The sequence below is a fragment of the Pseudomonas sp. Wu6 genome (assembly GCF_019891515.1).
Taxonomy (GTDB): domain Bacteria; phylum Pseudomonadota; class Gammaproteobacteria; order Pseudomonadales; family Pseudomonadaceae; genus Aquipseudomonas; species Aquipseudomonas orientalis_A.
In genome coordinates, this window is record NZ_JAFLXH010000003.1 from 205,663 (window position 1) to 231,771 (window position 26,109).

Here is a 26,109-nt window from a genome sequence, read left to right on the forward strand (position 1 = left end):
AATTCATCAGTCACTGACGCTAGGTTCACCATGGCTCAATACGTCTTCACCATGCATCGGCTGGGAAAAGTTGTTCCGCCGAAGCGGGAAATCCTGAAAAACATTTCGCTGTCCTTCTTCCCTGGCGCCAAGATCGGCGTGCTCGGCCTCAACGGTTCGGGTAAATCCACGCTGCTGAAAATCATGGCCGGCGTCGACACCGAGTTCGAAGGCGAAGCCCGCCCGATGCCGGAGCTGAACATCGGCTACCTGCCCCAGGAGCCGATCCTGGACCCGACCAAGACCGTGCGTGAAGTGGTCGAAGAGGCCGTCAGCGTGATCAAGGACGCCCAGGCGCGCCTGGACGAGGTCTACGCCGCCTACGCCGAGCCGGATGCCGACTTCGACAAGCTGGCCGCCGAACAGGCCAAGCTCGAAGCCATCCTGCAGGCCGGCGACGGTCATAACCTGGAGCGCCAGCTCGAAGTCGCCGCCGACGCCCTGCGCCTGCCGGCCTGGGACGCCAAGGTCGAGTTCCTGTCCGGTGGCGAGAAGCGCCGTGTGGCCCTGTGCCGCCTGCTGCTGTCGGCTCCCGACATGCTGCTGCTCGACGAACCGACCAACCACCTGGACGCCGATTCCGTCGCCTGGCTGGAGCATTTCCTGCACGATTTCCCGGGCACCGTGGTAGCGATCACGCACGACCGTTACTTCCTCGACAACGTCGCCGGCTGGATCCTCGAACTCGACCGTGGCGCCGGTATCCCTTACGAGGGCAACTACTCCGGTTGGCTGGAAGCCAAGTCCGACCGTCTGGCCGCCGAATCCAAGCAGCAATCGGCCCATGAAAAAGCCATGAAGGAAGAACTGGAGTGGGTGCGCAAAGGCGCCAAGGCCCGTCAGTCCAAATCCAAGGCCCGTCTGCAACGCTTTGAAGAAATGCAGTCGCAGGAATTCCAGAAGCGCAGCGAGACCAACGAGATCTACATCCCGGCCGGTCCGCGCCTGGGTGACAAGGTCATCGAGTTCAAGAACGTTTCCAAAGGCTACGGCGACCGCGTGCTGATCGACAACCTGTCGTTCTCCATGCCAAAAGGCGCGATCGTCGGCGTTATCGGCGGTAACGGTGCGGGTAAATCCACGCTGTTCCGCATGCTGATGGGCAAGGAAACCCCGGATTCGGGCAGCATCGAGATCGGCGAAACCGTGCAACTGGCCTGTGTGGACCAGAGCCGTGAAGACCTCGATGGCAGCAAGACGGTGTTCCAGCAGATTTCCGACGGCTCCGACCAGATCCGTATCGGCAACTATGAAATCCCGGCGCGTACCTACGTGGGCCGTTTCAACTTCAAGGGCGGCGACCAGCAGAAGTTCGTCAAGGACCTGTCCGGTGGTGAGCGTGGCCGCTTGCACCTGGCCCTGACCCTAAAAGAAGGCGGCAACGTGTTGCTGCTCGACGAACCGTCCAACGACCTCGACGTTGAAACTCTGCGTTCCCTGGAAGAAGCCCTGCTGGACTTCCCGGGCGCCGCCATTGTGATCTCTCACGATCGGTGGTTCCTTGACCGCGTGGCGACTCACATCCTGGCTTACGAGGATGATTCGCAAGCGGTGTTCTTCGAAGGTAACTACACCGAGTACGAAGCGGACCGTAAAAAGCGCCTGGGCGAAGCCGCTGCCCAACCGCACCGGGTACGCCACAAGAAACTGGCCTGATTCGGCAACGGGCGCAGCTTCGGCCGCGCCTGTACGCAGCAGCCTGTAGAAAAATACCCCTCACGCAGGGTAATGCTGTTCAGTTAAGCGTACATCGCCCTCTGTAGGAGCGAGCTTGCTCGCGAAAAACGTCAACGATAACGCGTGTGTCCTGATTGAACGCGGCGCCTGTGGTTTTTCGCGAGCAAGCTCGCTCCTACAAAAACTGAACGGCATTACCCTCGCGCAGGGGTATTTTTTTGCCCGGATTATGCCAGCGCCGGCCGGCCTTGCAGCAATTCACCGACCACCCCCATGAACGCCTCGACCAGCAGCGAGCGTGATTGCGAGCGCGTGAGGATCAGCAGGTGCACCCAGGCTTCGGGGTCTGCCAATGGTCGGTAGACCACGCCTTGCCTGGCCAGCGTGCGGGTGCACTGGGGCACCAGCGAGACACCCTGGCCTGCCGCCACCAGGGCGATGATCGAGGTGATCTGGCGCCCCGCGGGGCCCGGGCGCAACGCCAGGCCGTGGCGTTGATACAGCTGCTCGATGGAACCGTTGAGGCCCGAACCGTAATCGCTGGGGAACAGAATCAACGGGAACTCACTGAGCTGGGCGAGGGTGACTTCGTCCTGGCCCGCTAATGGGTTGTCGCTGCAAAGCGCTGCGACCAGAGGTTCCTGCCCCAACGACAACACCTCGACGTCGGTTTGCCCGGGCTCCGGCAGCAGGCGGCTCATGCCGATGTCGATGCGACCGTCCAGCACGTGCGCATGCAGGCTGCCGGAAGCGCTCTCCACCAGGGTCAGTTGCACCTCGGGAAAACGCTGGGCGAAGGCTCGCAGGGTTTGGCTGAACAGCTCCGACAGCGCGATGGAGCTGGCATAGCCGACGACCAGTTGGCCGGTGGCGCCGGCGGCCAGCTTGGCGGCAATGTCCTGCGCGAGCCGGGCGTGCTCCAGCGCGGCGCGGGCATAGGGTAGAAAGTGCCGGCCCTGGGCGGTCAGGGTGACCGTGCGGCTGGTGCGGTCGAACAGACGAAAGCCGAGCTCGGTTTCCAGGGCCGAGATCTGCCGCGTCAGGGGCGGCTGGGCGAGGTGCAGGCGCTGCGCCGCGCGACCGAAGTGCAACTCTTCGGCGACCGTCAGGAAGTAACGTAACTTGCGTAAATCAAGCATTCTGTTTCCTGGGTATTGATCGGTCCGAATTCGGTATTGGTGTTCGCCACGCTGGGCATTCTATAAAGATCCTCGACAATAAGACGAGAGGTCCCATGAACCCGCGCTTGCATCACGCCCGCCTTGCCGTGTTTCTGTGTGGCTGTGCGGCGTTCCTGAATCTCTACGCGACCCAGAGCATCCTGCCTGTGTTTGCCCAAAGCTTCCAGGTGAGCGCCCGGCAGGCCGGGTGGAGCATTACCGTGACCACCCTGGCGGTGGCGCTGACTGCGCCGTTTGTCGGGCGCCTGACCGGACGTTTCGAGCAACGCACAGTGATTGTCGCGGCCGCCTTGCTGCTGGCGCTGCCGACGCTGCTGACGGCCTATGTGGACAGCTTTGCCGAGCTGCTGGTGTGGCGGTTTATCGAGGGTATGTTGATCCCGGTGGTGTTCGCCACCAGCGTGGCCTATATCGGCGACCGCTGGCGTGCAGCGACCGTCACTGAGATCACCAGCCTGTACGTCGCAGGTACGGTACTCGGCGGGTTTGCCGGGCGCTTTGTCTCCGGGGTCATGACCCAATATGTCGGCTGGCGCGAAGCCTTCGAGCTGTTGGCAGTGATCAGCCTGGCGGTGGGCCTGCTGATCCTGTTGTTGCTGCCGGCCAATCCAGTGGCACGTCCCAACCTTGCGGTCGTGGGCGCGCGCGGGGTGCGCCGGCTTTTGCGCAAACCCTTGCTGGCGGCCTATGGCGTCGGTTTCTGCGTGCTGTTCTCACAAGTCGCCACCTTTACCTATGCCGGGCTGTATCTCAGCCAGGCGCCGTTCAACCTGGGCGCCGCCGCCTTGGGGACACTATATGCCGTGTTCCTGCTGGCGCTGGTGGTGATTCCCATTGCCGGGCGCTTGAGCAAATCGCGACCGCAATCGCAGTTACTGAGTGCCGCCGTGGCCCTTGGGCTCTGCGGGTCGGCCCTGACCTTGTTGCCGTCCCTGTGGCTGATCGTGCTGGGCCTGGCTTTGAGCTCGACCGGCGTATTCCTGGCCCAGGCCTGCGCCAATGCCTACATCGCCACCACGGCCGGGCAGGACAAGTCCGGCGCCGTGGGCCTGTACCTGACCGGCTATTACCTGGGCGGCAGCGCCGGCGCCGTGGCCCCGGCGCTGCTCTGGGAGCAGTGGGGCTGGCCGGGCTGCGTGGCATTGATCGCAGGTTTTCAGGTGTTGTCGCTGGTGATCGCCCTGCTGGGCTGGAAACCGGTAAACACCCAGGCGCTGATCGCCGGCCAACGCGGCAAACCGGCCTGATGTTTCATCCAATAAAGGATTATGAGAGGTGAATATGACTGACACCCTGATCAAACGCAGCCAGTTGTTGAAGATCGTCGAACCGGTATTGAATGACATGCCGGCCAGTACCTTGCGGCATGCCCTGTTCGAAGCCTTCTGGGCTGAGGAAGAGGCGCTGATGGCTATCGAAGAGGCGTTTGCGCGACTCACCTCGCGTCGGCATCCGCCAGCGGTGCTGCGCACGTTCTTCGCCAGCTGGTCCAAGACCAATAATTCGGCGGCCAGTGTGTCCGGCCTGGCCAACCGGATTACCTTGCTGGCGCGTTGCGACGCCGGTTCCGCTGCCGCCGCGCAGCTGTACCGCGCTTGCGGCAGCCTGCAGCGCATCACCGATGAAGACTTGGGCGCGTTGGGCAACACCGTGCACGCGGACCTGTTCTACACCATGGCGACCGCGCTGTGCGGCGATGACCAGTGGATGTTGAAGGACAATTGCCTGCCCTCGGCCCAGGCCTTCAAGGATTGGACCGACAGCCGTCGCCTGCGTGATCGCGACCTGTTGCAGGGCTTGCTGACCACGTTGATCCACGAGGTGTATACCCACGGCGAAGTGGAGTTCATCCATCCGATGTACTCGCAGTGGTTCGTACGGGACATGGGCGTGCCGCCGGAAAAATCCCGTGCGACGGTGGCCTGGGTCACCGTGCACACCGGCGGCACCGAGAGCAACCATTTCGCCCATGCGGTGGCGGCGGTGAACGAGTTCACCAGCGCCCTGCAGGTTGAAGTGGACCCCGCTACGGCGCGCGACATTTTTGCCGAATATCTGCAGCGTAAAGCCAGCGTGATGAACGACTGTGCGAAGTTGCTGGGTTGACCCGGCGTTCTGCCTGAGAGCCACTGACCCGAATGAACACCCTGAAGCACACCGCAACCCCGTCGTTGTCGCCGCCTGACCCGGCAAGCGTGCGTCGCCGTTCCCTGGTGGCCGGTTGCGGCGCGCATGCCGTGCACGATGGGCTGACCGATGTGATCTACGTGCTGTTGCCGATCTGGCAAGCGCAGTTCGGCCTCAGTTACGCCCAGGTCGGCCTGTTGCGCGGTGCCTATGCGGGCATGATGGCCGGTTTCCAGCTACTGGCCAGCCGCGCTGCGGCGCGCTGGGGGCGCGAACGTCTGCTGGTGGGCGGCACTGCGCTCGCGGGCCTGGCCTATCTGCTGGCCGGCCAGGCCGGTGGGCTGGCGGTGCTGCTGGTGGCGCTGCTGCTGGGCGGTCTGGGTGCAAGTACGCAGCATCCCCTGGCTTCGTCGCTGATCACCGATACCCACGAGGCGGGCGGGGGCGTCAAACAAGCGCTGTCGCAATACAACTTCAGCGGGGATATCGGCAAGACCCTGATCCCTGGGTTGATCGGTCTGTTGCTGGCGGTCATCAGTTGGCGCGCCAGTGTCACCCTGCTGGGTGTACTCGGGCTGCTGGCGGCCGGCCTGTTGTGGTGGCTGATCCCGGCGCGCACCGAGGGTTCGGCGGCGCCGGTGAAAGCCAGCCGCGCGGGCGGCGGCGCCGGTTCCGCGAGCGGGCTGCGCGCGCTGATCGTGACCGGCACGCTGGACAGTGCGGTGCGCATGGGTTTTCTCACGTTCCTGCCGTTTTTGCTCAAGGCCAAGGGGGCCGGGCCTGCGGGCATTGGCCTGGCGCTGACGATGCTGTTCGTGGGGGGCGCCTTCGGCAAATTGCTGTGCGGTTACCTCGGTGCACGCATCGGCATGATGAAGACGGTGTGGGCCACGGAGTTCACCACGGCGGTGCTGATCGTCATGGCGGTGTACCTGCCGTACGCCGGCTTGATGGTGATGTTGCCGCTGTTGGGGCTGGCGCTCAATGGCACCTCGTCGGTGCTGTATGGCGCGGTGCCGGACCTGGCGGGGCCGGGCCGGCGCGACCAGGCGTTTGCAGTGTTCTACACCGGCACCATCGGTGGCGGCGCATTGGCGCCGGTGCTGTTCGGCAGTCTCGGAGATACCACCGGCGTGCCCGTGGCCGTCTTGTTGCTGGCCGCCACCTTGTTGCTCACCTTGCCGCTGTCCTGGCGGGTTCAGCGAGGGCTGGAGGCCCAGGCCCGGTAGGACGAACGAATTTTTCAGCGTGTTGTGGCAGGTATAACAATGAATAACAGTGAACCGTCTGCCGTGTCATTGCCGTTGTCCCAGCGTGCGCAACGCCTCAGCGCACCGGGCACATCCAGCATGCGCAGCAAAGCCAATGCCTTGAAAGACGCCGGCGTCGACGTGATCAATTTTGCCGCCGGTGAATTGACCTTCGATGCCTGTCCGGACATGAAAGCCGCCGCGAGCGATGCGCTGGCCACTGCGCGCAACCGCTATACGCCGCCCATCGGCTTGCCCCAGTTGCGCCACGCGCTGGCGCAGCAGGTCACTCAGCGCTGCGGCGTGAACTACAGCGCCGATGAAGTCGCGGTGACCGCCGGTGCCAAGCAGGCGCTGTATAACGCCGCGATGGTGCTGCTCGATCCGGGGGATGAGGTCATCGTTGCGGTGCCGTACTGGGAAACCTTTCCCACCCAGATCCAGCTGGCCGGTGGCGTCCCGGTCTATGTCGACACGGCAGCCGATGACTATCGCCTCACCTGCGCGGCCGTCGAAAATGCCCTGACCCCACGCACCCGCATGATTGTGATCAACACCCCGAACAATCCGACGGGCACGGTTTATCAACGCGAACAACTGTTGGGGATCGCCCGGCTCGCGTTCGAAAACCGGCTGTGGGTGGTGTTCGACGAGTGCTACCGCAAGCTGGTGCGCGCGCCCCATGAACATCACAACATCGTCTCGCTGTTTGCGCCGCTCAAACACCAGACGGTGCTGGTCGATTCGTTTTCCAAGAGCCACGCGGTCACCGGCTGGCGGGTAGGGTATGCGTGCGCGCCCGCTGCGGTCATCGCCGCCATGCACAACCTGCAGGGGCACACCACATCCAACCCCAGCAGCCTGTCCCAATACGCCGCGCTCGGCACCCTGATGGCGGACGCGCCGCACTTTACCCGCCAGGTCAACGCCTTCCTCGACCAGCAACTGCTCGCGGCCTGCACTTGCTTGGGGCATATCGATGACATCACCTGCGCCCCGCCGGAAGGGGCGTTCTATCTGTTTATCGATGTGTCGCGCAAATTGGGTGGCCGCTACCTGGGCACCGTTATCCGTGATGTCGACCACCTGGCCGATCTGTTATTGACCCAGGCCCATATCGCGGTGGTGCCCGGCTCCGGCTGCGGCGACCGCAACAGTATCCGCATTTCCTACGCCGTTGAGCGTGAAGCGTTGATCGAAGGCCTCACGCGCTTCGCGCGCTTCATGGCAGAAATCGTTGCGCACTAACCCCAGCCAAAAAGGATATGAGCCGTGGAAAATCTGAGCCGCCAATTTATCGGGTACGTGAACCAGGCGCTGGTGGATGTCGAGGACCGACATCTGGCCCAGGCCCTGCTCAGCGGTTTCAACAGCCAGCCTGCCGAGCTGGACAGGTACTGCGAGACCTATGTCGACATGACTTCCAGTAACTGGAGCGAGTCGTCGCTGTGTACATTCTTCTGCGGCTGGCGCAGCCCCGATGGCGCCGCCCATGCTGTCTCAAGCATCATTGTGCGCATTCTCCAGGAGTCGGCATCCCTGGCCGACGACGCCCGGCTGCAGATGCTCGAAGCGGCGGCCCACTGTGGCGAGATCATTGTCGAGGACATCGGATTGGGCGAAATGCACGGGCATCCGCACCACTCCAAGCTGTATTACCGCATGGCGTCGGCGATATGCGGCTCGGATGAATGGCGCCTGCAGGACAAATTCCTGAACCCGATCACCAAGGAATTTTCCGGCTGGGTTGGCGAAAAACGCCCACTGGCGCCGCAGCTCATTGAGGCGCTGGAAATGATGGCCATGACGGAGCTGTTCAACACCGGCGAATACAACCTGATGACGCCGTTGTGGAAGCAGTGGTTGCGCGATGTGCGCGGCTACAGCGCCGGTGAGGCCAGCCGCGTGGCGAGCTTTCTCAGCGTGCATTGCGGCAGCGTCGAAGCGCGCCACTTCAAACATGCGGCAGAGGCGCTACGGCTGTATGCCAGCGCCACCGGGCAGGCCGTGGATTACAGCCGTATCGCGCAGCTATCCAGGGAATACGTGGCCAGGGCCTGTGAGCATCTGCAAAAGATGGCGTCGGTGCTCAAGTGTGAACAGCCCGCCTGGGATTGAGGCAGTCCGATAACCCTCGTTGTGCCGCTGACATGGAGCCTGAACCTATGATGGATACTGAAGCGCGCCGACGCCCTCTGTCGGCGCTACTGGATAGCACCCGTTGCCTGCGCGTACTCGAAGCCCATAGCCCGATATCGGCGTTGCTCGCGCAGCGCGCCAGGCTGGAAATCAGCCCCGGGCATACGGTGGGGTACGACGCCATCTGGTCCAGTTCGCTGACCGACTCGACCCAGCGCGGGTTACCCGATATCGAAATTCTCTCGCCCAGTAACCGTTTGCCGGGGATCCGCGAAATATTCGATGTGTGTTCGCTGCCGCTGATATTCGATGCCGACACCGGCGGCAAGCCCGAACATTTCGCGATTCACATCAAGATGCTGGAGCGTGCGGGCGTCTCGGCGGTGGTGATCGAAGACAAGTGCGGCTTGAAGAAGAACTCACTGTTCGGCACCGAGGTCGACCAGGCGCAGGAGTCGATCGAGACTTTCTGCGCCAAGCTCCATGCCGGTTGCGCCAGTCGCACCGGCTCAGGGCTGATGCTGATTGCGCGGTGTGAAAGCTTGATCCTCGATCGCGGCATGGAAGAGGCGATGGCGCGGTGCCTGGCGTATGTGGAGGCGGGGGCGGATGGCATCATGATCCACAGCCGCAGACAGGATGGCCTGGAAATCCTCGAGTTCGCCAGGCAGTTTCGTCGGCAACGGCCCAGGGTACCGCTGATTTGTGTGCCCACCAGCTACGCTCACCTGAAGTTCGAGGTGTTGGAGCAGGCTGGTTTCAACGCGGTGATTTACGCCAATCACATGTTGCGCAGTGCCTATCTGGCTATGCGCGATACCGCTGTGGGCATACTCGCCCATGGCAGGACCCTGGAACTGGAGCCGCGCTGCCTGGGTATCGACGAAATACTCGACCTGGTGCCCGGGACGCGCTAGCGCGATGCTGTCGTCCAGCCGTTTACGCATTGGTGCATGTGTCGGGTTGAAATCCCCGTTTCAGGGCGAAAAGCGCTGTTTATTTATACAAATGCACCATTTAAATTCATAAAGGCGACATTTTGCCCTGTCACGGTGCGAAATGAATTGATAAAGTCCGGCTCAATCTCTGTTTAACAACAATCATTTTGCCGAGACTTTTCATGAGCGAATCCGTCGAATCCTTCCTTGCCCGCCTCAAGAAACGCGACCCCGACCAACCGGAATTCCATCAGGCCGTGGAGGAAGTCCTACGCAGTTTGTGGCCGTTTCTTGAAGCCAACCCCCACTACCTGACCTCGGGCATTCTGGAGCGCATGTGCGAGCCGGAACGCGCGATCACCTTTCGGGTGTCCTGGGTGGATGATCATGGCAAGGTCCAGGTCAATCGCGGTTTTCGTATCCAGATGAACAGTGCCATCGGCCCGTACAAGGGCGGTTTGCGCTTCCATCCCTCGGTGAACCTGGGCGTGCTGAAATTCCTCGCCTTCGAGCAGACCTTCAAGAACTCCCTGACCTCATTGCCCATGGGCGGCGGCAAAGGCGGCTCGGACTTCGATCCCAAGGGCAAGAGCGACGCCGAAGTGATGCGCTTCTGCCAGGCCTTCATGAGCGAGTTATACCGTCATATCGGTGCGGACGTGGACGTACCGGCCGGTGATATCGGCGTGGGCGCACGGGAAATCGGCTTCCTGTTCGGCCAGTACAAACGCCTGGGCAATCAATTCACCTCCGTCCTGACCGGCAAAGGCATGACCTACGGCGGCAGCTTGATCCGTCCGGAAGCCACTGGTTTTGGCTGTGTGTATTTCGCCGAGGAAATGCTCAAGCGCCAGGGCCAGCGGGTCGAAGGCAAGCGTGTGGCAATCTCGGGTTCCGGCAACGTGGCGCAGTACGCGGCGCGCAAAGTGATGGACCTGGGTGGCAAGGTGGTTTCCCTGTCGGACTCCGAAGGGACGCTGTACGCCGAAAGCGGTTTGACCGAGGAACAATGGTCGGCCCTGCTGGCGCTGAAAAACGTGCAGCGTGGGCGTATCAGCGAACTGGCCGAGCGTTTCGGCCTGGAGTTTCGCCAAGGTCAAACACCCTGGGCGCTGGCGTGCGATATCGCACTGCCCTGCGCCACCCAGAACGAACTCGACGCTGATGCCGCCCGCGCGCTGTTGCGCAATGGCTGCATCTGCGTGGCCGAAGGCGCCAACATGCCGACCACCCTTGAAGCGGTAGATATCTTTATCGACGCGGGCATTCTGTTCGCGCCGGGCAAGGCCTCCAATGCCGGCGGCGTGGCCGTCAGTGGCCTGGAGATGTCGCAGAACGCCATGCGCCTGCTATGGACCGCCGGCGAAGTGGACAGCAAGCTGCACACCATCATGCAGTCGATCCACCATGCCTGCGTGCACTACGGCGAGGAAAATGGCCGGGTCAACTATGTGAAGGGCGCGAACATCGCAGGCTTCGTCAAAGTTGCCGACGCGATGCTGGCCCAGGGCATCGTCTAAGCCTCGGGTTCGATGCGCAGCACTTCGATCAACTGATCGCCGACCGGGCGCTTCCACAGCACCTCGTCACCCACCTGGGCGCCCAGCAAGGCGCGGCCCAGGGGCGAACCCCAATTGATCAGGCCCGCGTTGGCGTCGGCCTGGTCTTCGCCGACCAACTGGATGCGCTGCTGCTCGTCCTGCTCATTGGCGAAGGTCACCCAACTGCCGATTTGCACCTTGTCGGTGGACGTGGCCGGCGGCACAACCTGGGCGCTTTGCACGCGCTGGTTGAAGTAGCGTAAATCCCGCTCCAGGTCGGCCTGGCGTTGCTTGTCTGCCTGCTCGCCTTTAGTGGATTCGGTGCTGTATTCCAGTTGCAACTGCGTAACCTTGGCTTGCAGTTGCGCCAGCCCTTGCGCAGTCAAACGGTTGGGCTGCGCGCTGACCTGACGCTCCACCGGCTGGTCGGCCTGGGCGGCGGCGTTGTCCTCATTTACAAAAGCTCGGCTCATGACATTCTCCTCCAATGGAGTTTGGGCCATGCTCACAGCCGGATCGTTCCCACGCTCTGCGTGGGAATGCAGCCTATGACGCTCCGCGTCATCATGACGTCATTGCGAGCGATATGCCTTGGCCGCATCACGGTCTTTCTCCTGCTGCCACTCGTGCTCGCGATCGTTCCTGCGGTTGTCCTGATACTCGCGCAATTCCTCGTTCTCACGCATGGCTTTGCACTGGCGAAAACCGTCCTCCCAGCCTTCGGCGTATTGCCGGTCTTTCAGATAGCGCGGCACGTTCTTGCGAAACTCCCCGGTGATCACCCCAGCGGCCTGGCGCCCGCTGCTGCAACCGTCGTCAAAGCCATCGGCGAAGGCGGGTGGATAACCCTTGGCCAGCAACTCCTGATGGGTGGTTTGGCAGCCCGCTAACCACAGCGCCGTACTCAGCACTACCGCATATCGCCACATGGCGTACTCCCTGGCCGATTTACGGCTGATAGGGAGAGTCTAGAAGGGGATTTGTAAGCTGTATGTGAAAGGCGTGTAAGAGGGATGTGCAGGATGATCGTTCCCACGCTCTGCGTGGGAATGCCGCACTGGACGCTCTGCGTCCGCTGTAAAGGCGTGACGCGGAGCGTCACAGGATGCATTCCCACGCGGAGCGAGGGAACGATCATTTCATCAGGCTTGGGTCAGTAGTGATACCACTTCACTTCGAGCATCACTTCATTGACCGGCGTCGACAGGTGGCTGTATTCGCGCTGGGCGCTCAGGCGCAGGCCGAGGTTGCGTGACAGTTCCCATTGCTGGTTGAGGCTGATGCTGCGCCGCACCTCGCCATTGGTGAAGAAATCGCCCTTGGCTTCCAGGCTCAGGTTGCCCAGCGGGTTCTTCCACAGCACGCCGGTGTTGAAGCCGGCGGCGGGGGAGATGGCTTCGCTGAAGTCATTGTTGTGTTCCACACGCACGGTGCCGAGGGCGAAGCCGAGCATGTCGTCCGAGAGTTGCCAGGTGCCGCCGGCGCCGCCATTGACGTGGGCGACCAGGGTTTCGTCGTCATGTTTGCCCGGCACCCGTTCCAGGCCGCCGGTGACTTGCCAGGACCACGGTTGCAACAAGGCGTTGCGCGGGGTCAGGGAGCGGATGGTGGCCAGGTCCAGTTGCTGCAATTGCCAGTGGTTGCCTTCGTACTGGCGCAGTTTCATCTGCAGGATCTCGATTTGTGCGCCCAGGGGGAAACCTTCGGCGTTGTCGTTGAGGTCGTGATAGGCCATGCGCAGGCCGTATTCGCCAAAGGCTTTGTCGCCGCGGGTGCCGATGCCGGCCTGCCAGGTGCGCGACTCGTGGCCGTTTTCCGGCAAGCCGGGCGGGGTGATCTTCAGGTCGGGCGCCGGGTTCTGGTTGATCGCGCGCAGCAATTCGAAGCTGCGCTGGGAGCGTGCGGTGTCGCGTTCCAGGCCGTTGGCGCGGTAGCGTCCAAGGCGATAGGCAGCGTCCACCACCAGCGCCTGGCGCTCGCGCGGCAGCGCCTTGAAGGCGGGCTCCTGCAACTGTTTCTGGTCATCGCTGATCTTCAATACCCATTGCTGCTCATCGCTGTCGAGCGGCTTGGCGCGTTCGAGCAGTTCGCGTTCACGGGACGGACGATAGTCGATCTTTTCCACCAGACCCGCGTCCTTTACCGCTTTGACGGTATCGGTCGGGATCGCGGTGAGCGGGAATTGCTCGGTCAGGCGCAGGCCGGGGCGCGCCACTTGCAGCAGTTCCAGCAGTCGATAGGAGCAGTTTTCATCGAAGAAGAAGTAGTCGAACTTGATCTGCTTGAGCTCCCACACGTGCTCGACCATGCGCTTGGTCTCGACTTCGGTGAGGTTCAGGCGGTATTCCCACAGGTCACGGTTTTCCAGGCTGCGGTATTCGGAGAGTTTTTCCTGATAGGGCACCAGGGCGAACAGGCCGGGGTAGCCGCCCATCAGGCCTTTCCAGGCATACAGAATGCTGTTGTCCGAGCCTTCGATATAGGCGCCGAAGTTGATTGCGTAGCTGAGCAGGGCGGTGTTGTTGCTTTGCACGTCGGCCTGGTCGATGCGCAGCAAGGTGTGGCCGAACATCGACGAGGGGCTGTTGAGGTACGCCGCCGGGAAAATCATCACCGCGCTGTGGGGCGCGACGTCCGAGAACCATTGTTTGAATTCTTTGCAGTCCACGGCCGGCAGGTCGGTTAGTTGCAACTGATCCTTGAGCCAGCGGGTGCGTGCGGGGTAGACGCATTGGGCATGTTTTTCGCCCAGGCTGGCCGGTGCGTAGAGCGCGTCCACAGTGGCCTTGAGTTCGGCGTCCGGATGATGCGCCCCGTCAGCGGCGAGAAAGAATTTCTTGTCGCTGACATAGCTGCGCCAGCCATTGATCTTGCCGGCCTCGTAATGCCCCAGCGAAAGCCAGAACGGATCATTGGCCAGTTGCTGCAAACGTTGATCGTCGAGGTGCGGGGCCGCGTGCAGCGGGGCGCAGGCGAAGAGAGCCAGGCAAGCGAGGCGTTTGAGCATGGGGGCTACTTAAGTCGGACTGAAAAAAAGACCCAAGGGGGACAGGTCGAAAAAACAAAACCCGCGCCTCGAAAGACGCGGGTGGGTCGAGCTTAAGCCTGGGTAGCGTATTTCGCCAGACGGGCATCGCTTTTCAGTACGGCAATGGTGTTGTTGTGCACGTCATCAGCAGTCACGTCAGCCTTGCTGAAGATCTGCTGGAAGTGCTCGTGGGTCACGGCCGCGAAGTGATCGCGATCTTCCGGAGCCACACCCAGTACCACCGCGTAGGTGGTCAGGGCTTCGCCGTTGCCTTTGGCCATGTCTTCGGACAGCTCGTTCATCATGCCATTCATGGCAATCCAGGACTTGCCGCCGTAGGTCAGGGCGCTGTTGGTGCTGCAACCGTTGGTGCCCGAGGTCATGCCGAAGGTGGCGTTACCCGAGGTGCCGTTGGTGGTGGAAGCGAGGAAATGAGCAGGAGTACCGCGCTGGCCTTCAAACAACATGTTGCCCCAACCGCAGTTCGGGCCACCTGGTGCTTCTGCCATTGCATTGAGGGAGACGACGGTGAAGAGAGTACCAAGAAGGATCCGTTTCATAGCTTTGTTCTCTTTGTGTGCAAACCAATGGACAAGGGTTCAGGCGCTTCGCAGCACCCTAGGGGCCAGTTATTAGTCCAACCCGCGCAGTTTGGAGTTTAGGCACGTTCCATGGGTTCCGTGAGTTTTTATAAAACATTCAGTCTTGAACGTTTTTTTTGTGCGGCACGCGCCGTGGCTATGCTTTCCCAACAGCGCGCCTTGCCAGAGCGCGCAACCGAGAGCCAGAATGCCCCCATCTGCCCCGCCTGATGTAAGGAAGCCCGATGCCTGATCCTGTTGCTGCCAGCTTGCGTCTAGCGCCCGAAGCGCTGACTCGCCCTTTCTCCGCTGAACAGTTCAGCTTCTCGACCACCAATGATTTGGAGCCCTTTCGCGGTGTGCTTGGCCAGGAACGTGCGGTTGAAGCCTTGCAGTTCGGTGTGGCCATGCCACGCCCCGGTTACAACGTGTTTGTCATGGGCGAGCCCGGTACCGGTCGCTTTTCATTCGTCAAACGTTACCTGAAGGCTGAAGGCAAACGCCTGCAAACCCCGTCGGACTGGGTCTATGTGAATAATTTCGACGAGCCGCGCGAACCGCGCGCGCTGGAATTGCCAGGCGGCGGTGCTGCAGCGTTTATCACCGATATCAACGCGCTGGTCGACAATCTGGTCGCGACTTTCCCGGCCGTGTTTGAACACCCGACGTACCAACAGCGCAAAAGCGCCATCGACCGTGCGTTCAACCAGCGTTATGACAAGGCCCTGGACGTGATCGAGCGCCTGGCCTTGGAAAAAGACGTGGCGCTGTACCGCGACAGCTCCAACATCGCCTTCACGCCGATGCTTGACGGCAAGGCGCTGGACGAAGCGGAGTTCTCGCAGTTGCCGGAAGCCGATCGCGAGCGCTTCCACACCGATATTTCCGAGCTGGAAGAACGCCTCAACGAAGAGTTGGCGAGCCTGCCGCAATGGAAGCGTGAGTCAAACAACCAACTGCGCCAGTTCAACGAAGAAACCATCACCCTGGCCCTGCAGCCGTTGCTTGCGCCACTGTCGGAAAAGTACGCGGAAAACGCCGCCGTCTGCGGTTACCTGCAGGCCGTGCAGGTGTATCTGCTCAAAACCGTGGTCGAGCAATTGGTCGACGACGCCAAGACCGATGCCCAGGCGCGCAAGCTGCTCGAAGAGCAATACTGCCCGAGCCTGGTGGTGGGGCATTCGGTCAACGGCGGTGCGCCGGTGGTGTTTGAACCGCACCCGACCTACGACAACCTGTTCGGCCGTATCGAATACAGCACCGACCAGGGCGCGCTTTACACCACGTATCGCCAACTGCGTCCGGGGGCGTTGCACCGTGCCAACGGTGGCTTCCTGATTCTTGAAGCGGAAAAAATGCTCAGCGAGCCATTTGTATGGGATGCGCTCAAGCGTTCCCTGCAATCGCGCAAGCTGAAGATGGAGTCCCCGCTGGGCGAACTCGGCCGCCTGGCGACCGTGACCCTCAACCCGCAGATGATTCCGTTGCAGGTCAAGGTGATCATCATCGGGTCGCGCCAGTTGTACTACGCGTTGCAGGACGCCGATCCGGACTTCCAGGAAATGTTCCGGGTACTGGTGGACTTCGACGAAGACATCCCGATGGTCGACGAAAGCCTGGAGCAGTTCGCCCAGTTGCTCAAGACCCGCACCTCGGAAGAAGGCATGGCGCCGCTGACGTCGGATGCGGTGGCGCGGTTGGCGACTTACAGCGCACGCCTGGCTGAACATCAGGGCCGTTTGTCGGCGCGCATCGGCGACTTGTTCCAACTGGTCAGCGAGGCCGACTTCATTCGTCACCTGGCGGGCGATGAAATGACCGATGCCGGGCATATCGAGCGCGCGCTCAAGGCCAAGGCCACGCGCACCGGCCGTGTGTCGGCGCGGATTCTCGACGACATGCTCGCCGGGGTCATCCTGATCGACACCGCCGGCGCCGCCGTCGGCAAGTGCAACGGGCTGACGGTGCTGGAGGTGGGGGATTCGGCGTTTGGCGTACCGGCGCGGATTTCCGCCACGGTGTACCCGGGCGGCAGCGGGATTGTCGACATCGAACGTGAGGTTAACCTCGGCCAGCCGATTCACTCCAAGGGCGTGATGATCCTCACCGGTTACCTGGGCAGCCGTTACGCGCAGGAATTCCCGCTGGCGATCTCGGCCAGCATCGCGCTGGAACAGTCCTACGGTTACGTGGACGGCGACAGTGCCTCCCTGGGCGAGGCCTGCACCTTGATCTCGGCGTTGTCGAAGACGCCGCTCAAGCAGTGCTTTGCCATCACCGGCTCGATCAACCAGTTTGGCGAAGTGCAGGCCGTGGGTGGGGTCAACGAGAAGATCGAAGGCTTCTTCCGCCTGTGCGAAGCGCGCGGGTTGACCGGTGAACAGGGCGCGATCATTCCCAAGGCCAACGTGGCCACGCTGATGCTCGACGAAAAGGTCTTGCAGGCCGTGCGCGCCGGGCAATTCCATATCTATGCGGTGCGCCAGGCGGATGAGGCGCTGAGCCTGCTGGTGGGCGAGGATGCCGGTGAGCCGGATGCGGAAGGGCAGTTCCCGGAAGGCACGGTCAATGCGCGGGTGGTGGAGCGCTTAAGGGCAATTGCCGAGATGATCAGCGAGGAAGACTTGAAGGAGGCAGAGAAAGAGCTGGCGCAGCAGGCTTTAGCGGAGGCCAAACCGACCTGATCCCTGAAGCTTGATGGGATCAAAAGTGTGGGAGGGGCGGTGCGACGATTCGACTTGCCCCCGATTGCGGTGCATCAGTCAAAAATATTGAGACTGACACACTGCTATCGGGGGCAAGTCGAATCGTCGCACCGCCCCTCCCACAGTTTGATCTGTTTTTGTCATTAAATTGACAGGTGCCTGGAGAGGATGTCCGTTGGTCTCTACGAGCTTGGTTTGTCGCGTTTTTCTTCTATTCTCAATATCAGGGATATCCGCAGGAGTCGCAGGATAGAAACAGCCTCGCCTTTGCGCTGGGGCTGAACACCGATCTACCGAGGGTCGCCGCCATGCCGCGCAACCTTTGCCTTACCCGCCAGTGCCTGGGCCTGGCAACTCGTATCGAATGCTCCATTCGCCCCCTTGCCGGGGAGAATGGGCTGTGGACGTTGTTATTTGCCGCCGGCATGTCGGGCGAACAGCCGTCTACGGTCAAGTCTCAAGGCCCGTTTCACGGGCCGTTCGTGGCGGAAACCATGTTGGGTTCCATTGTCGACAGCCTGACCCTGCACGGTTACGAGCAGTTGGACGAGCCGCAGATCTGGTGCCTGCACCTGCAGGCTCATCTGCGCCAACTCAACGGCGGCCAGGAGCGATTGGCCCTATAATCCCGGGCTATTTGCTTTCCGGTTTGTCCAGTTTGACCTCAAAGCCATATTGCACGGTGTTGAGGTCGGTGCGCTGGTAGCTTTCCAGGGTGGTCGGCTGGCCGTAGAAATAATGCACATCAAACAACGCCGTACCGTATTCCTCGGCGCGGTGGCTCACGCCGAGAATTTCCTTGAGGTAGTTGCCGCTCGCGTCCCTGGCGTAGAAACGCCAGCTGTCGGCGGGAAACGCTTGCTGGTCGACGATCAGCGCGTTGTCCTTGAGCGACAGACCCTTGGGCAGTTTTCCGACGTCAATCGAGGCCTTTTCGATGGTGGCGAGAAACAAGGGTACCGAGCCGACCACAAACGCCGGGGTTTCCGGGAACAGGTTGAGGTCATAGGTCAGCGTGCCGCTGGCCGCGTTCAGCTCGTAGGCTTCGGTCGGCAACTCGATGGGTTCGCCGCGCTCGCCCTTATCATCTGCGGTGAAAAAGGTGATCGGCGCGGCGCTGTTATTGCGCTCGGCGCCGACCAGATCGTCATTGAAGGTGAAAGGGTGGTCGAACACGATTTTTGCGGCACTGGCATCTTCGGTCGATTGGCTGATGGTGACGCTGTTTTTCAACTGATCTTCAGTCATTGACGCGTCTTTGAGCCAGCTGGCGGCGGCGTCGTCATACACCGTGACCGGCATCGGCAAGGGCTGCACGCTCTGTTGCAGGCTGTTTTTGTCGAAGCGCATCACCGGCAGGTCCAGCGCCTTGCGAGTCACCGTGGCCTTGGAAAAATCCAGTACGTTGACCTGCAGGGTATCGATCACACCGTTGAAATACACCTTGGCGTAATGGCTGTTCTGGGTGTGTTCGAAGGCTTTTTGCGCGTCGGTGAGCTGTTTATCCAACGCTTCGGACCAAGCCTTCTGCTGTTGCAACTGCGCCAGCTGCTTCTCATAGAACGCCACTTGTGCAGCGCTTTCGTTGATTGAACCTGAGCGGGTGAGAAATTGCCCGGTGCTGTCCCGGGCCTGTACCAGCAGCGGGTTGGGCGAGTCGTCGCCCAGCTCGGTGGCCAGCGGCTCGCTGTTGGTCAGTTCGATTTCGGCGTAATTCTTGCCCAGCGACAGCAGCTTGAGGCTGATATTGCCCTCGGTGCGTGAATGGCCGACGTCGTTTTTTGACAGGTCAAAGGTCAGCACCCTGCCCGGCGCGGCGACCTCAATCGTGCCTTTAAGGCTGATGGGTTGCGGCTGGCTCTTGTTTTCCGTCTCGATGCCCTCGATGAACGGGTAGGTCACCGTCAGGTCGTCGGGGTTGGTCAGGTTGGAGCTGCTGGGACTGAGCTGGATGCCGGGGTCGGTCTCCGACCATTCCGGCTGGAAGGGAATGACTTTGTTGTTGCTCAAGGTTACCGACTCCCACTCCAGGCCATGGGGGAAGGGGAATTGCTCGGGAGCGTTGAACGTGAACGGGAAGACCGGCTGCAAATCCGTCAGGTAGTCGGAATGGGAAGCCCTGCGCAGGACGAACAGGCCATTGATATAGGTGTCCACCAGGGCCTGGGGGCTGGGGTAATGCTTGAGCAAGACCAGGCTGTCTTCGCCGTATTCGGCCTCGATGGGCTTGGTGTCGAGCTTGATCCGCGCACGTTCCAGCAACAGCAGCGAACCGCCAAGGTCAGCGATGACGTCGCGCAGCTTGGGGTCCTGGATGCCGTCCAGGGACTGTTCGAACGTGGTGGTTTTTTCTTCGAGGGTGGCCTGCTTCTGCTCTTCTTTGGGAGAGCAGCCGCTGGTCATCAGCAACGCCGCGCACAGGCCTAGACTGGCCAAAGGGGATCGCACATCCATTATCTGAGTTTTCCTGTCCGACATCATCGAGCCGAGTGAATGGTCTCGACACTAGCAGAAAAATCCTCTTACAGATGCCACTTGGCGCAGTTTTCTCGCGGTGACAGGCGCCGGGTAGCCACTGGTATACTCGGCGCCATTTTTAGCCAAGCTGTGTGGGATTCAATGGAACGCTTTATCGAAAACACGATGTATGCCGCGCGCTGGCTGCTGGCGCCGATCTATCTGGGTTTATCCCTGGGGTTGCTGATCCTGGCGATCAAGTTTTTCCAGGAAATCATTCACGTGATTCCGAATATTTTTTCCTTGCTGGAATCGGAAGTAATCCTGCTGCTGCTGTCGCTGATCGACATGGCCCTGGTCGGTGGCCTGCTGGTGATGGTGATGATTTCCGGCTACGAGAACTTCGTCTCGCAGCTGGATATCGATGAAAACAAGGAAAAGCTCAACTGGCTGGGCACCATGGACTCTTCGTCGCTGAAGATGAAAGTGGCGGCCTCCATCGTGGCGATTTCCTCCATCCACCTGCTGCGCATCTTCATGGACGCCAAGAACGTCGATCCGCAACACCTGATGTGGTACGTGATCATCCATATGACCTTCGTGGTCTCGGCGTTTGCCATGGGTTACCTGGACAAGCTGACCAAGCACTGATGGCGCGCGCCGGCCTTACTGCTCGACGAAGTAGTAGGGCTGGCGGTTGATCTTCATTTGCTTGACCACGGTGACTTTCTGACTGAGCCGGTCGGTCTGATCCAGCAGCGCGACATTGCCGGGTTTGGCGCTGAGAAAGGCGTGCAATTGGGCCTCGGTCTGCAGAATCGGCAAGTAGGCCTGCAGATAGAACACACTGGCGCCGGCGATTCGTTCATTGGGTTGGAACAGCGCCACCTCTTTACCTTCGTCCTGCAGTGTCTGCACCTGACTGATCACCGGCACGAATGACTGGCGCACATCGGCTTTGGGGGCGAACCAGAAGGCGGCGCTGAGGTAGCAGGCGATGGCGAGGGTGAATACACCGCCGATGATCTGTCGGTGGTAGCGGTAGAGTGCCGGTTTGTGTTGTTTGACCCACTCCAGCAGCACCCGCGCGTATTCCGCTGCCAGTACGGCGGCGGCCGGAGTCAACGCCATCAAATAGACGGTGCGTTTGCTCGAGGCCAGGGTCAGCAGAGTGAACTGCGCCACCAGCCACACGCTGAAAAACAGGCGGTAGCGGTTGCGCACCAGGCTTTTGCGAAAGTGCCACAGGCCCAGGTACACCAGGATATTCCATGGCAGGAAGGCCTCAGGCAGTTTAACGAGGTAGTAATAGAACGGCTCGTAATGCCCGGCTTCCACAAACGAGCCGCTGAAGCGCCCGACACTGTTGGTCCACAGCACGTCACCGACAGCCTGCATACCGCCGCGCTGAAACAGAAACCCCAACCAGATCAGCAGCGGCACCAACGCCAGCAGCGTGAACAGCGCCGGCTTGAGCCAGTCGCCGATACGCAGGCGCTTATCCATCAGGCTGGTGCACGCCAGGTAGACAAAAATCACAATCCCCGGCATCGCCAGGCCCAGCACACCTTTGCTCAGCGTGGCGATGACCATCCCCGCCGTGAACAGTGCCCACGCCCAGGCGCTGGAACCCTGGCGCTCGGACTCGGGGCGCACTGCCTGATAGAACCCCAGCAACGCTGCAGTCACGCCTAGAGCGAGCAACGAATCCTCACCCACTCCTCGCACATTGCCCCAATAGCTGGCCATGGTCGCCAGGATCAACGCGGCGCTGAATGCCAGCGTTGTGGGCCGCCCGAACCGGCGCAACATCCCGTAGAGCAGCATCACGCTGAACAACCCGGCAAACGCCGATGCCAGGCGTACGGCCCCGGTGCTCGCGCCAAACAGACGAATCGCCCCGGCGTCCAGCCAAAGACTCAGTGGCGGTTTCTCCAGGAAAGGCTCACGAAACAGACGCGGCACCACCCAGTCATTGTCCAGATGCATGGCCATGGCAATGCCCGAGACGCGAGCTTCGGTGGAGCCTTGCAGTTCATGGTTGCCAAGGGCGAAGAAAAACAGCAGGCCAACGAGCAGGAGCAGCAGGGGAACGGGACGCGTCATTGAGTGGCTACCGGGCAGGGGACCGCTCGGGGGAGCGGGCATGGCTGCCGGCTAGTATAGGGAGGGGTTTCTTAACGGTTCGTGAACGAGTGTAGGGTTTTTGTGCGGTCAGGCGGCGAGGTTTTACAGTTTGATCTGTTCGAACTTCCCCGGAGCAGAGAAACGCCAGGGAACACTGAAAGCCGCCCCTCCACGTATCAGCTCCGCTTGTTGCATGATGGCGGGCCACCAACGCACGAGATTGTGCGCTTTGCTCCAATAGCTTTCACCACTCCAGTGTTTCGCCAGACAGAAAACGGGTAATGCGCAGTCTCGAAATGCTTTCCTTTCCGCGTGCCCTTTCTTAAATCGATCCTGGGAGATCACTACCCAGCCACCCTCTTCACGCAGAGCTGATATCCAGGCTATATCACTGGTATTTTGGGGGAACTTATCCTTGAGCGGAAATACGCCGTGTTCATGAACTTTCGAAAGTTCGTTCAGGGCGCGTGCCAGTGCGGGAGGGAGATTATGATCCAACAGGAAGTTCAAGCCGCATTCCTTTGCTCGAACTCCACAGCTGCCTTTACCGCAACGGTCGGGATCTCATAGAGCATGGCGACGCGCCTGGTATCACGTCCTTCTGCCTCATAGGCACTGAAGATGGCGGCGGTATCGACGCCGGTCGCTGCCAGTACGGGCTTACCAAAATTTCTGGCAGGGTCCAGCACTACCGCTTTGCTATGTTTGACCGGGTACCAGCGTTGCGCCGAACCCTTGCCGGAGTAATCGATCCCTTCATACAGCGAAGGTTTAATGATTTGTTTGAACGCGTATTGTTTTTTGAGCAGGTCCAGCAGTGTCTCGTCACCCGTTTCATCCAGAACAGTGGCGAAAATGCTACGACCGTCTGTTTGGAACCGTTTGCAGGTGAACGGATAGGGCTGACCGAACAGCTCGCTAGCCTGGCGTGACGCATTGCGGATGGCCTGCAAGCTCAGCCCGTGCTGGCGAAATGCATGTACGAAGCGAATTTCGAGCAGGTCATGGAAACCAAGAATGCAATCGTCCACGTTTGACAGTTCCGATTGCCAGAGCCCGGCATGCTGAACGCCATTAGAGCTGTAGCCGAACAGCCAACGACGTATATCTGCGGTAGGGATGCCGGTGTATAGCGACGCCTCGCCAGGCGTGTAGAGGCCCACCCCTACAAGGGGGCTGGGCGAAACAGTCGTTTGCATGGATGGCCTCCTTGTCGTTGAGTTGAGTGGTGAAGTCTGGGGGCTCAGGTGTTCTCGTTCAACCTTGGGCAGACGAGCTGTGATCTGAAGCGTATCCGTACAATTCATTCCACGCCAGTTCACCTGATGCACGCCAACTCGTAGGAGCTTTCCGGTGCTTACTCAGAGGCAAATCGGCTTGATCGGCGTTCTGTTCCTACGCGCTAATCCGCGCCCTTGGCAGCAAATAATCTCTTGGCCTGCGCAAAACACTTTTCCGCAATGGCCGAGCGCGGTTCGGTCTTGCGCATCACCATGCCCAGTGGCGCGAGCACGCTGGCGTCCGGCAGGTTGATGAACGCGAGGTTCTCGATCGGACTTTCCAGGCCGCTGTCCAGCGGCATGATTGCGCAGCAGAAGCCTTCGTGGATCGCCTGGAACAGCTGATAGGTTGAGTCGCTTTCGAGCATGGGCTGGGGGGCGAGGCCGCGGCTGCGGAAACTCAGGTCAATGGACTTTCGATAGTGCATGCCCGTGCTGATCATCCCCAGGGGCAATTGCGCGGCGTCCTCCCAGCTCATTTCGCTGCCTTCGAAGTGGAAGTGACGGGTGTCGTACAGCAGGCCTACGCGGGTCTCGCCCAGTTCGAAAAAATCCAGGTAGTTGGCGTTAACGTGGTCCAGGTAACACACACCCAGATCCAATTGATTGGTGCCCAGCGCTTCGATGATGTTGTCCGAACTCATCGACGTCAGGCTGAACTTGAGCTCGGGAAAGGTGTGGGACAGGCTCTGGATATAGCTGATCGGGTTGAACCCGCTGAGCGGCACCAGGCCCAGGCGCAAGTTACCCACCAACTGGCCGCGACACGCGGCCGCCTCGGCGAACAACCCGTCATGGGCGGCGAGCAAGGTCCTGGCCCACGCCAGCACACGCTCACCGGCCTCGGTAAAGCCTTCGAAACGCTGGCCCCGGGTGACCAACTCCAGGCCCAACTCCTCCTCCAGATTGCGCAGGCGCATCGACAACGTCGGCTGGGTGATATGGCAGCGCGCAGCCGCCTGGCCGAAGTGACGGGTCTGCTCCAGCGCAATCAGGAATTTGAGTTGTTTTATGTCCATCAAGGTGCCTGCCAGGGAAGAAGTGAAAGGTCTGTCAGAGTGGAATCACCTATTCCTGAGAACTGGCCAACGCACTCGATAACCGGTCGCCAGACAATGCTGGATAGCCCGATCAGCCTTGACGATTAGACAGGCATTTTTCAGTTCAGTACACAGTCGATGGCTTGAAGGACTGGCGGCAGCCCTGCCGTGCGCAGGATGGCATGGGGTTGAAACCGGGTCGATCAGCCGCCCGTCATGTTCATGAAGCGCACCACCTGCACCTCATCGTCGAGGGTGAAGTTGTGTCGATACGGCTTGAGTTTCATCGACTCGACAATCGCACGCTCCAGGCGTCTCGGTTCGCCCGGATAGCGCCGCAGCACCGCCTTGAGGTCGACCGAATGCTCATTGCCCAGGCACAGCAGCAACCGGCCCTCAACGGTCAGGCGCACACGGTTGCAGGTCGCGCAGAAGTTGTGACTGTGGGGAGAAATAAAGCCCAGGCGAATATGCGGCGCCTCGGCCAGACGCCAGTAACGCGAAGGCCCCTGGGTCGATTCCGCAGAGTCGATCAGCGTGTAGCGTTCAGCGATACGCTCGCGCACCTGCGCACTGGAATAAAACGCCTCGGCACGGCTGTGTTCGCTGATCACGCCCAGCGGCATTTCTTCGATAAAGGATATATCCAGACCACGGTCGATGGCGAAAGCCAACAGGTCGTTGACCTCATGGTCATTGCGACCTTTCATCACCACGCAATTGAGCTTGGTGTGCTCGAAACCTGCGGCATTCGCGGCATCGATACCGGCGATCACCTTGGCCAAATCACCGGTGCGCGTCAGTTCACGAAAGCGCGTGGGGTCCAGGCTGTCGAGGCTGATATTCAAGCGCTTGAGCCCCGCATCGAACAACGGAGCAGCGAGCTTGCCCAGCTGCGAACCGTTGGTGGTCATGCACAACTCGCGCAGACCGGGAAGCGCGGCGATGCGTTGGCAGAGCTCCACCACGCCCTGACGAACCAAAGGCTCGCCGCCGGTCAGACGGATCTTGCGCGTGCCCAGCGCGACGAAACTTTGCGCCAACTGATACAGCTCTTCCAGCGACAGAATCTGCTGGCGCGGCAGGAACTCCATGTCCTCGGCCATGCAATACACACAACGGAAATCGCAACGGTCGGTGACGGACATCCTGAGGTAGTCGACCCGGCGCGAAAAGCTATCCATCAGGATTTGATCGGTCATGAGAAACCTCGGCGGCGGCATCGGGCGCATAACCCTGGCGCTTTAATGGGCGCGTTATCTACGCGAGGCTAGAGTTGTTTTGAGCGTACGTCTAATCAGTATTAGCAACTGGGTGATCGACGGGGTCTATGGGGTGTGGCTGATGTTTTTAGGGGGGCGCGGTAGTGGGTGATGAAGGGCTTGGTCAGTCAAGGCTCGATTCCGTCCTGCGACGAGGGCGCCTCGCTCGCCGCAGGTACGAAGTGATCGTGCGGTCGGTTTCTATGGGTTCTCGCCAGTTGTCTGCGTAGTGAATACCTGAGTTTCCAGCATCCGCTCCAGCAACAACTCACCCAGCACGACCAGTTGCTGAGCCGCCAGCAGCTTGTGGCGATGTGAGCCTTCCAGTTCAAAGGCCAGATCGGTGGTCATGACATTCAGGGAGGCGAGGGTTTCACTGGCTTGGATTAGCAGGGTTTCGACGGGGATGTCTGGGGCGAGGGTGAACAGGGTTGTTGGGGGATTGGGGGTGATCTTTTTCATGACTGAAACTCCTTGATTGGTGGAGTCGCCAGACATCGCTGCTAAACGAAAAGGGTGGCGACTGTACGCGGGTTAGCAGACCAGGAATCAAGGAACCCAGCGCACCCGAAGGTGCCCCACGCACAGCCGCCATAACGCAATCCAGCGGATGCTGAAAGCATCGCTTGAATGGGAGGTGGCGTTGCAGGCCTTGATATTAACCGAGCTGCTAAACCCGGTCGCTGATTTTGCAGCGACTGGGGGAGGTTAGCGGGGTGGGAGGTGAAGGGGGAGTT

At 60.7% G+C, this 26,109-nt stretch carries 23 protein-coding genes; 11 read left to right on the forward strand and 12 right to left on the reverse strand.

What is annotated here, in order from left to right:
* Nucleotides 1-30: 30 nt before the first annotated feature.
* Nucleotides 31-1,695 (forward strand): energy-dependent translational throttle protein EttA, encoded by a 1,665-nt coding sequence (gene ettA, locus J1G34_RS03350; RefSeq protein WP_065886915.1) that lies wholly within the window; start codon nt 31-33, stop codon nt 1,693-1,695.
* A 248-nt stretch (nt 1,696-1,943) separates the two neighbouring features.
* On the opposite strand, the gene J1G34_RS03355 is transcribed toward ettA, so the two are convergent.
* Nucleotides 1,944-2,855 (reverse strand): LysR family transcriptional regulator, encoded by a 912-nt coding sequence (locus J1G34_RS03355; RefSeq protein WP_065935818.1) that lies wholly within the window; start codon nt 2,853-2,855, stop codon nt 1,944-1,946.
* A 95-nt stretch (nt 2,856-2,950) separates the two neighbouring features.
* Between J1G34_RS03355 and J1G34_RS03360 the strand changes: the two genes are divergently transcribed.
* From J1G34_RS03360 to gdhA, 7 genes are all read left to right on the forward strand, one after another.
* Nucleotides 2,951-4,144 carry an MFS transporter gene (locus J1G34_RS03360; protein ID WP_122561362.1) on the forward strand — a complete coding sequence of 398 codons (1,194 nt, stop codon included), beginning with the start codon at nt 2,951-2,953 and terminating at the stop codon, nt 4,142-4,144.
* A 34-nt stretch (nt 4,145-4,178) separates the two neighbouring features.
* The gene (locus tag J1G34_RS03365; protein WP_222993292.1) at nt 4,179-5,003 is read left to right on the forward strand and encodes a hypothetical protein; all 825 of its coding nucleotides are present in this window, start codon (nt 4,179-4,181) and stop codon (nt 5,001-5,003) included.
* A gap of 32 nt (nt 5,004-5,035) precedes the next feature.
* Complete coding sequence (locus tag J1G34_RS03370) at nt 5,036-6,253, forward strand: MFS transporter (protein WP_222993295.1); 1,218 nt, start codon at nt 5,036-5,038, stop codon at nt 6,251-6,253.
* A 39-nt stretch (nt 6,254-6,292) separates the two neighbouring features.
* On the forward strand, nt 6,293-7,522 hold the full coding sequence (locus tag J1G34_RS03375) for an aminotransferase class I/II-fold pyridoxal phosphate-dependent enzyme (protein ID WP_222993297.1): 1,230 nt from the start codon (nt 6,293-6,295) through the stop codon (nt 7,520-7,522).
* Between the two features lie 24 nt (nt 7,523-7,546).
* A complete protein-coding gene (locus J1G34_RS03380) occupies nt 7,547-8,392 on the forward strand; it encodes a hypothetical protein (RefSeq protein ID WP_065892204.1) in 846 nt (281 codons plus the stop codon).
* 47 nt (nt 8,393-8,439) lie between these two features.
* Entirely contained in the window at nt 8,440-9,330 is an 891-nt protein-coding gene (gene aepX, locus J1G34_RS03385; protein ID WP_222993299.1) for a phosphoenolpyruvate mutase, read from the forward strand.
* Between the two features lie 203 nt (nt 9,331-9,533).
* Nucleotides 9,534-10,871, forward strand: a complete 1,338-nt coding sequence (gene gdhA / locus J1G34_RS03390; protein WP_122685592.1) for an NADP-specific glutamate dehydrogenase — start codon at nt 9,534-9,536, stop codon at nt 10,869-10,871.
* On the opposite strand, the gene J1G34_RS03395 is transcribed toward gdhA, so the two are convergent.
* From J1G34_RS03395 to J1G34_RS03410, 4 genes are all read right to left on the reverse strand, one after another.
* The gene (locus J1G34_RS03395; protein WP_065892213.1) at nt 10,868-11,365 is read right to left on the reverse strand and encodes a GreA/GreB family elongation factor; all 498 of its coding nucleotides are present in this window, start codon (nt 11,363-11,365) and stop codon (nt 10,868-10,870) included. The two genes, gdhA and J1G34_RS03395, sit on opposite strands and share 4 nt — an antisense overlap.
* A 99-nt stretch (nt 11,366-11,464) precedes the next feature.
* Nucleotides 11,465-11,821: a hypothetical protein gene (locus tag J1G34_RS03400; protein WP_065937347.1), complete on the reverse strand. Its 357-nt coding sequence runs from the start codon at nt 11,819-11,821 to the stop codon at nt 11,465-11,467.
* Nucleotides 11,822-12,045: 224 nt separating this feature from the next.
* The gene (locus J1G34_RS03405; RefSeq protein ID WP_065937344.1) at nt 12,046-13,899 is read right to left on the reverse strand and encodes an Lnb N-terminal periplasmic domain-containing protein; all 1,854 of its coding nucleotides are present in this window, start codon (nt 13,897-13,899) and stop codon (nt 12,046-12,048) included.
* A 92-nt stretch (nt 13,900-13,991) separates the two neighbouring features.
* Nucleotides 13,992-14,480: a DUF3015 domain-containing protein gene (locus tag J1G34_RS03410; protein ID WP_003194274.1), complete on the reverse strand. Its 489-nt coding sequence runs from the start codon at nt 14,478-14,480 to the stop codon at nt 13,992-13,994.
* A gap of 266 nt (nt 14,481-14,746) precedes the next feature.
* Here J1G34_RS03410 and J1G34_RS03415 point away from each other — a divergent pair, with 266 nt between their 5' ends.
* Together J1G34_RS03415 and J1G34_RS03420 are read left to right on the forward strand one after the other, a co-directional pair.
* Nucleotides 14,747-17,185, forward strand: coding sequence for a Lon protease family protein (locus J1G34_RS03415; protein ID WP_065883862.1), 2,439 nt, complete (start codon nt 14,747-14,749; stop codon nt 17,183-17,185).
* Between the two features lie 329 nt (nt 17,186-17,514).
* Nucleotides 17,515-17,832, forward strand: a complete 318-nt coding sequence (locus J1G34_RS03420) for a PA4575 family protein (protein ID WP_065897618.1) — start codon at nt 17,515-17,517, stop codon at nt 17,830-17,832.
* A gap of 7 nt (nt 17,833-17,839) precedes the next feature.
* On the opposite strand, the gene J1G34_RS03425 is transcribed toward J1G34_RS03420, so the two are convergent.
* A complete protein-coding gene (locus J1G34_RS03425) occupies nt 17,840-19,660 on the reverse strand; it encodes a hypothetical protein (protein ID WP_222993301.1) in 1,821 nt (606 codons plus the stop codon).
* A 165-nt stretch (nt 19,661-19,825) separates the two neighbouring features.
* On the opposite strand from J1G34_RS03425, the gene J1G34_RS03430 reads away from it, so the two are divergent.
* Complete coding sequence (locus tag J1G34_RS03430; protein ID WP_057724985.1) at nt 19,826-20,314, forward strand: TIGR00645 family protein; 489 nt, start codon at nt 19,826-19,828, stop codon at nt 20,312-20,314.
* 15 nt (nt 20,315-20,329) lie between these two features.
* On the opposite strand, the gene J1G34_RS03435 is transcribed toward J1G34_RS03430, so the two are convergent.
* The 6 genes from J1G34_RS03435 to J1G34_RS03460 all read right to left on the reverse strand — a co-directional run bounded on the left by J1G34_RS03435 (nt 20,330) and on the right by J1G34_RS03460 (nt 25,834).
* Nucleotides 20,330-21,769 (reverse strand): ArnT family glycosyltransferase, encoded by a 1,440-nt coding sequence (locus J1G34_RS03435; RefSeq protein WP_222993303.1) that lies wholly within the window; start codon nt 21,767-21,769, stop codon nt 20,330-20,332.
* Between the two features lie 123 nt (nt 21,770-21,892).
* Nucleotides 21,893-22,300: a PIN-like domain-containing protein gene (locus J1G34_RS03440; RefSeq protein WP_222993305.1), complete on the reverse strand. Its 408-nt coding sequence runs from the start codon at nt 22,298-22,300 to the stop codon at nt 21,893-21,895.
* Nucleotides 22,297-22,989 carry a DUF433 domain-containing protein gene (locus J1G34_RS03445; protein ID WP_122685601.1) on the reverse strand — a complete coding sequence of 231 codons (693 nt, stop codon included), beginning with the start codon at nt 22,987-22,989 and terminating at the stop codon, nt 22,297-22,299. The genes J1G34_RS03440 and J1G34_RS03445 overlap by 4 nt, the downstream gene beginning before the upstream one ends.
* A 203-nt stretch (nt 22,990-23,192) precedes the next feature.
* Nucleotides 23,193-24,089: a LysR family transcriptional regulator gene (locus tag J1G34_RS03450; RefSeq protein ID WP_065883870.1), complete on the reverse strand. Its 897-nt coding sequence runs from the start codon at nt 24,087-24,089 to the stop codon at nt 23,193-23,195.
* Between the two features lie 224 nt (nt 24,090-24,313).
* Nucleotides 24,314-25,312, reverse strand: a complete 999-nt coding sequence (gene moaA / locus J1G34_RS03455) for a GTP 3',8-cyclase MoaA (protein ID WP_222993307.1) — start codon at nt 25,310-25,312, stop codon at nt 24,314-24,316.
* A gap of 261 nt (nt 25,313-25,573) precedes the next feature.
* Complete coding sequence (locus J1G34_RS03460) at nt 25,574-25,834, reverse strand: DUF6124 family protein (protein WP_222993309.1); 261 nt, start codon at nt 25,832-25,834, stop codon at nt 25,574-25,576.
* Nucleotides 25,835-26,109 lie beyond the last annotated feature (275 nt).

Coding starts and splice junctions, on each gene's coding strand:
- ettA (WP_065886915.1), top strand. CDS start 31: ATGGCTCAATACGTCTTCACCATGCATCGGCTGGGAAAAGTTGTTCCG.
- J1G34_RS03355 (WP_065935818.1), bottom strand. CDS start 2,855: ATGCTTGATTTACGCAAGTTACGTTACTTCCTGACGGTCGCCGAAGAG.
- J1G34_RS03360 (WP_122561362.1), top strand. CDS start 2,951: ATGAACCCGCGCTTGCATCACGCCCGCCTTGCCGTGTTTCTGTGTGGC.
- J1G34_RS03365 (WP_222993292.1), top strand. CDS start 4,179: ATGACTGACACCCTGATCAAACGCAGCCAGTTGTTGAAGATCGTCGAA.
- J1G34_RS03370 (WP_222993295.1), top strand. CDS start 5,036: ATGAACACCCTGAAGCACACCGCAACCCCGTCGTTGTCGCCGCCTGAC.
- J1G34_RS03375 (WP_222993297.1), top strand. CDS start 6,293: ATGAATAACAGTGAACCGTCTGCCGTGTCATTGCCGTTGTCCCAGCGT.
- aepX (WP_222993299.1), top strand. CDS start 8,440: ATGATGGATACTGAAGCGCGCCGACGCCCTCTGTCGGCGCTACTGGAT.
- gdhA (WP_122685592.1), top strand. CDS start 9,534: ATGAGCGAATCCGTCGAATCCTTCCTTGCCCGCCTCAAGAAACGCGAC.
- J1G34_RS03395 (WP_065892213.1), bottom strand. CDS start 11,365: ATGAGCCGAGCTTTTGTAAATGAGGACAACGCCGCCGCCCAGGCCGAC.
- J1G34_RS03400 (WP_065937347.1), bottom strand. CDS start 11,821: ATGTGGCGATATGCGGTAGTGCTGAGTACGGCGCTGTGGTTAGCGGGC.
- J1G34_RS03405 (WP_065937344.1), bottom strand. CDS start 13,899: ATGCTCAAACGCCTCGCTTGCCTGGCTCTCTTCGCCTGCGCCCCGCTG.
- J1G34_RS03410 (WP_003194274.1), bottom strand. CDS start 14,480: ATGAAACGGATCCTTCTTGGTACTCTCTTCACCGTCGTCTCCCTCAAT.
- J1G34_RS03415 (WP_065883862.1), top strand. CDS start 14,747: ATGCCTGATCCTGTTGCTGCCAGCTTGCGTCTAGCGCCCGAAGCGCTG.
- J1G34_RS03420 (WP_065897618.1), top strand. CDS start 17,515: ATGCCGCGCAACCTTTGCCTTACCCGCCAGTGCCTGGGCCTGGCAACT.
- J1G34_RS03425 (WP_222993301.1), bottom strand. CDS start 19,660: ATGGATGTGCGATCCCCTTTGGCCAGTCTAGGCCTGTGCGCGGCGTTG.
- J1G34_RS03430 (WP_057724985.1), top strand. CDS start 19,826: ATGGAACGCTTTATCGAAAACACGATGTATGCCGCGCGCTGGCTGCTG.
- J1G34_RS03435 (WP_222993303.1), bottom strand. CDS start 21,769: ATGACGCGTCCCGTTCCCCTGCTGCTCCTGCTCGTTGGCCTGCTGTTT.
- J1G34_RS03445 (WP_122685601.1), bottom strand. CDS start 22,989: ATGCAAACGACTGTTTCGCCCAGCCCCCTTGTAGGGGTGGGCCTCTAC.
- J1G34_RS03450 (WP_065883870.1), bottom strand. CDS start 24,089: ATGGACATAAAACAACTCAAATTCCTGATTGCGCTGGAGCAGACCCGT.
- moaA (WP_222993307.1), bottom strand. CDS start 25,312: ATGACCGATCAAATCCTGATGGATAGCTTTTCGCGCCGGGTCGACTAC.
- J1G34_RS03460 (WP_222993309.1), bottom strand. CDS start 25,834: ATGAAAAAGATCACCCCCAATCCCCCAACAACCCTGTTCACCCTCGCC.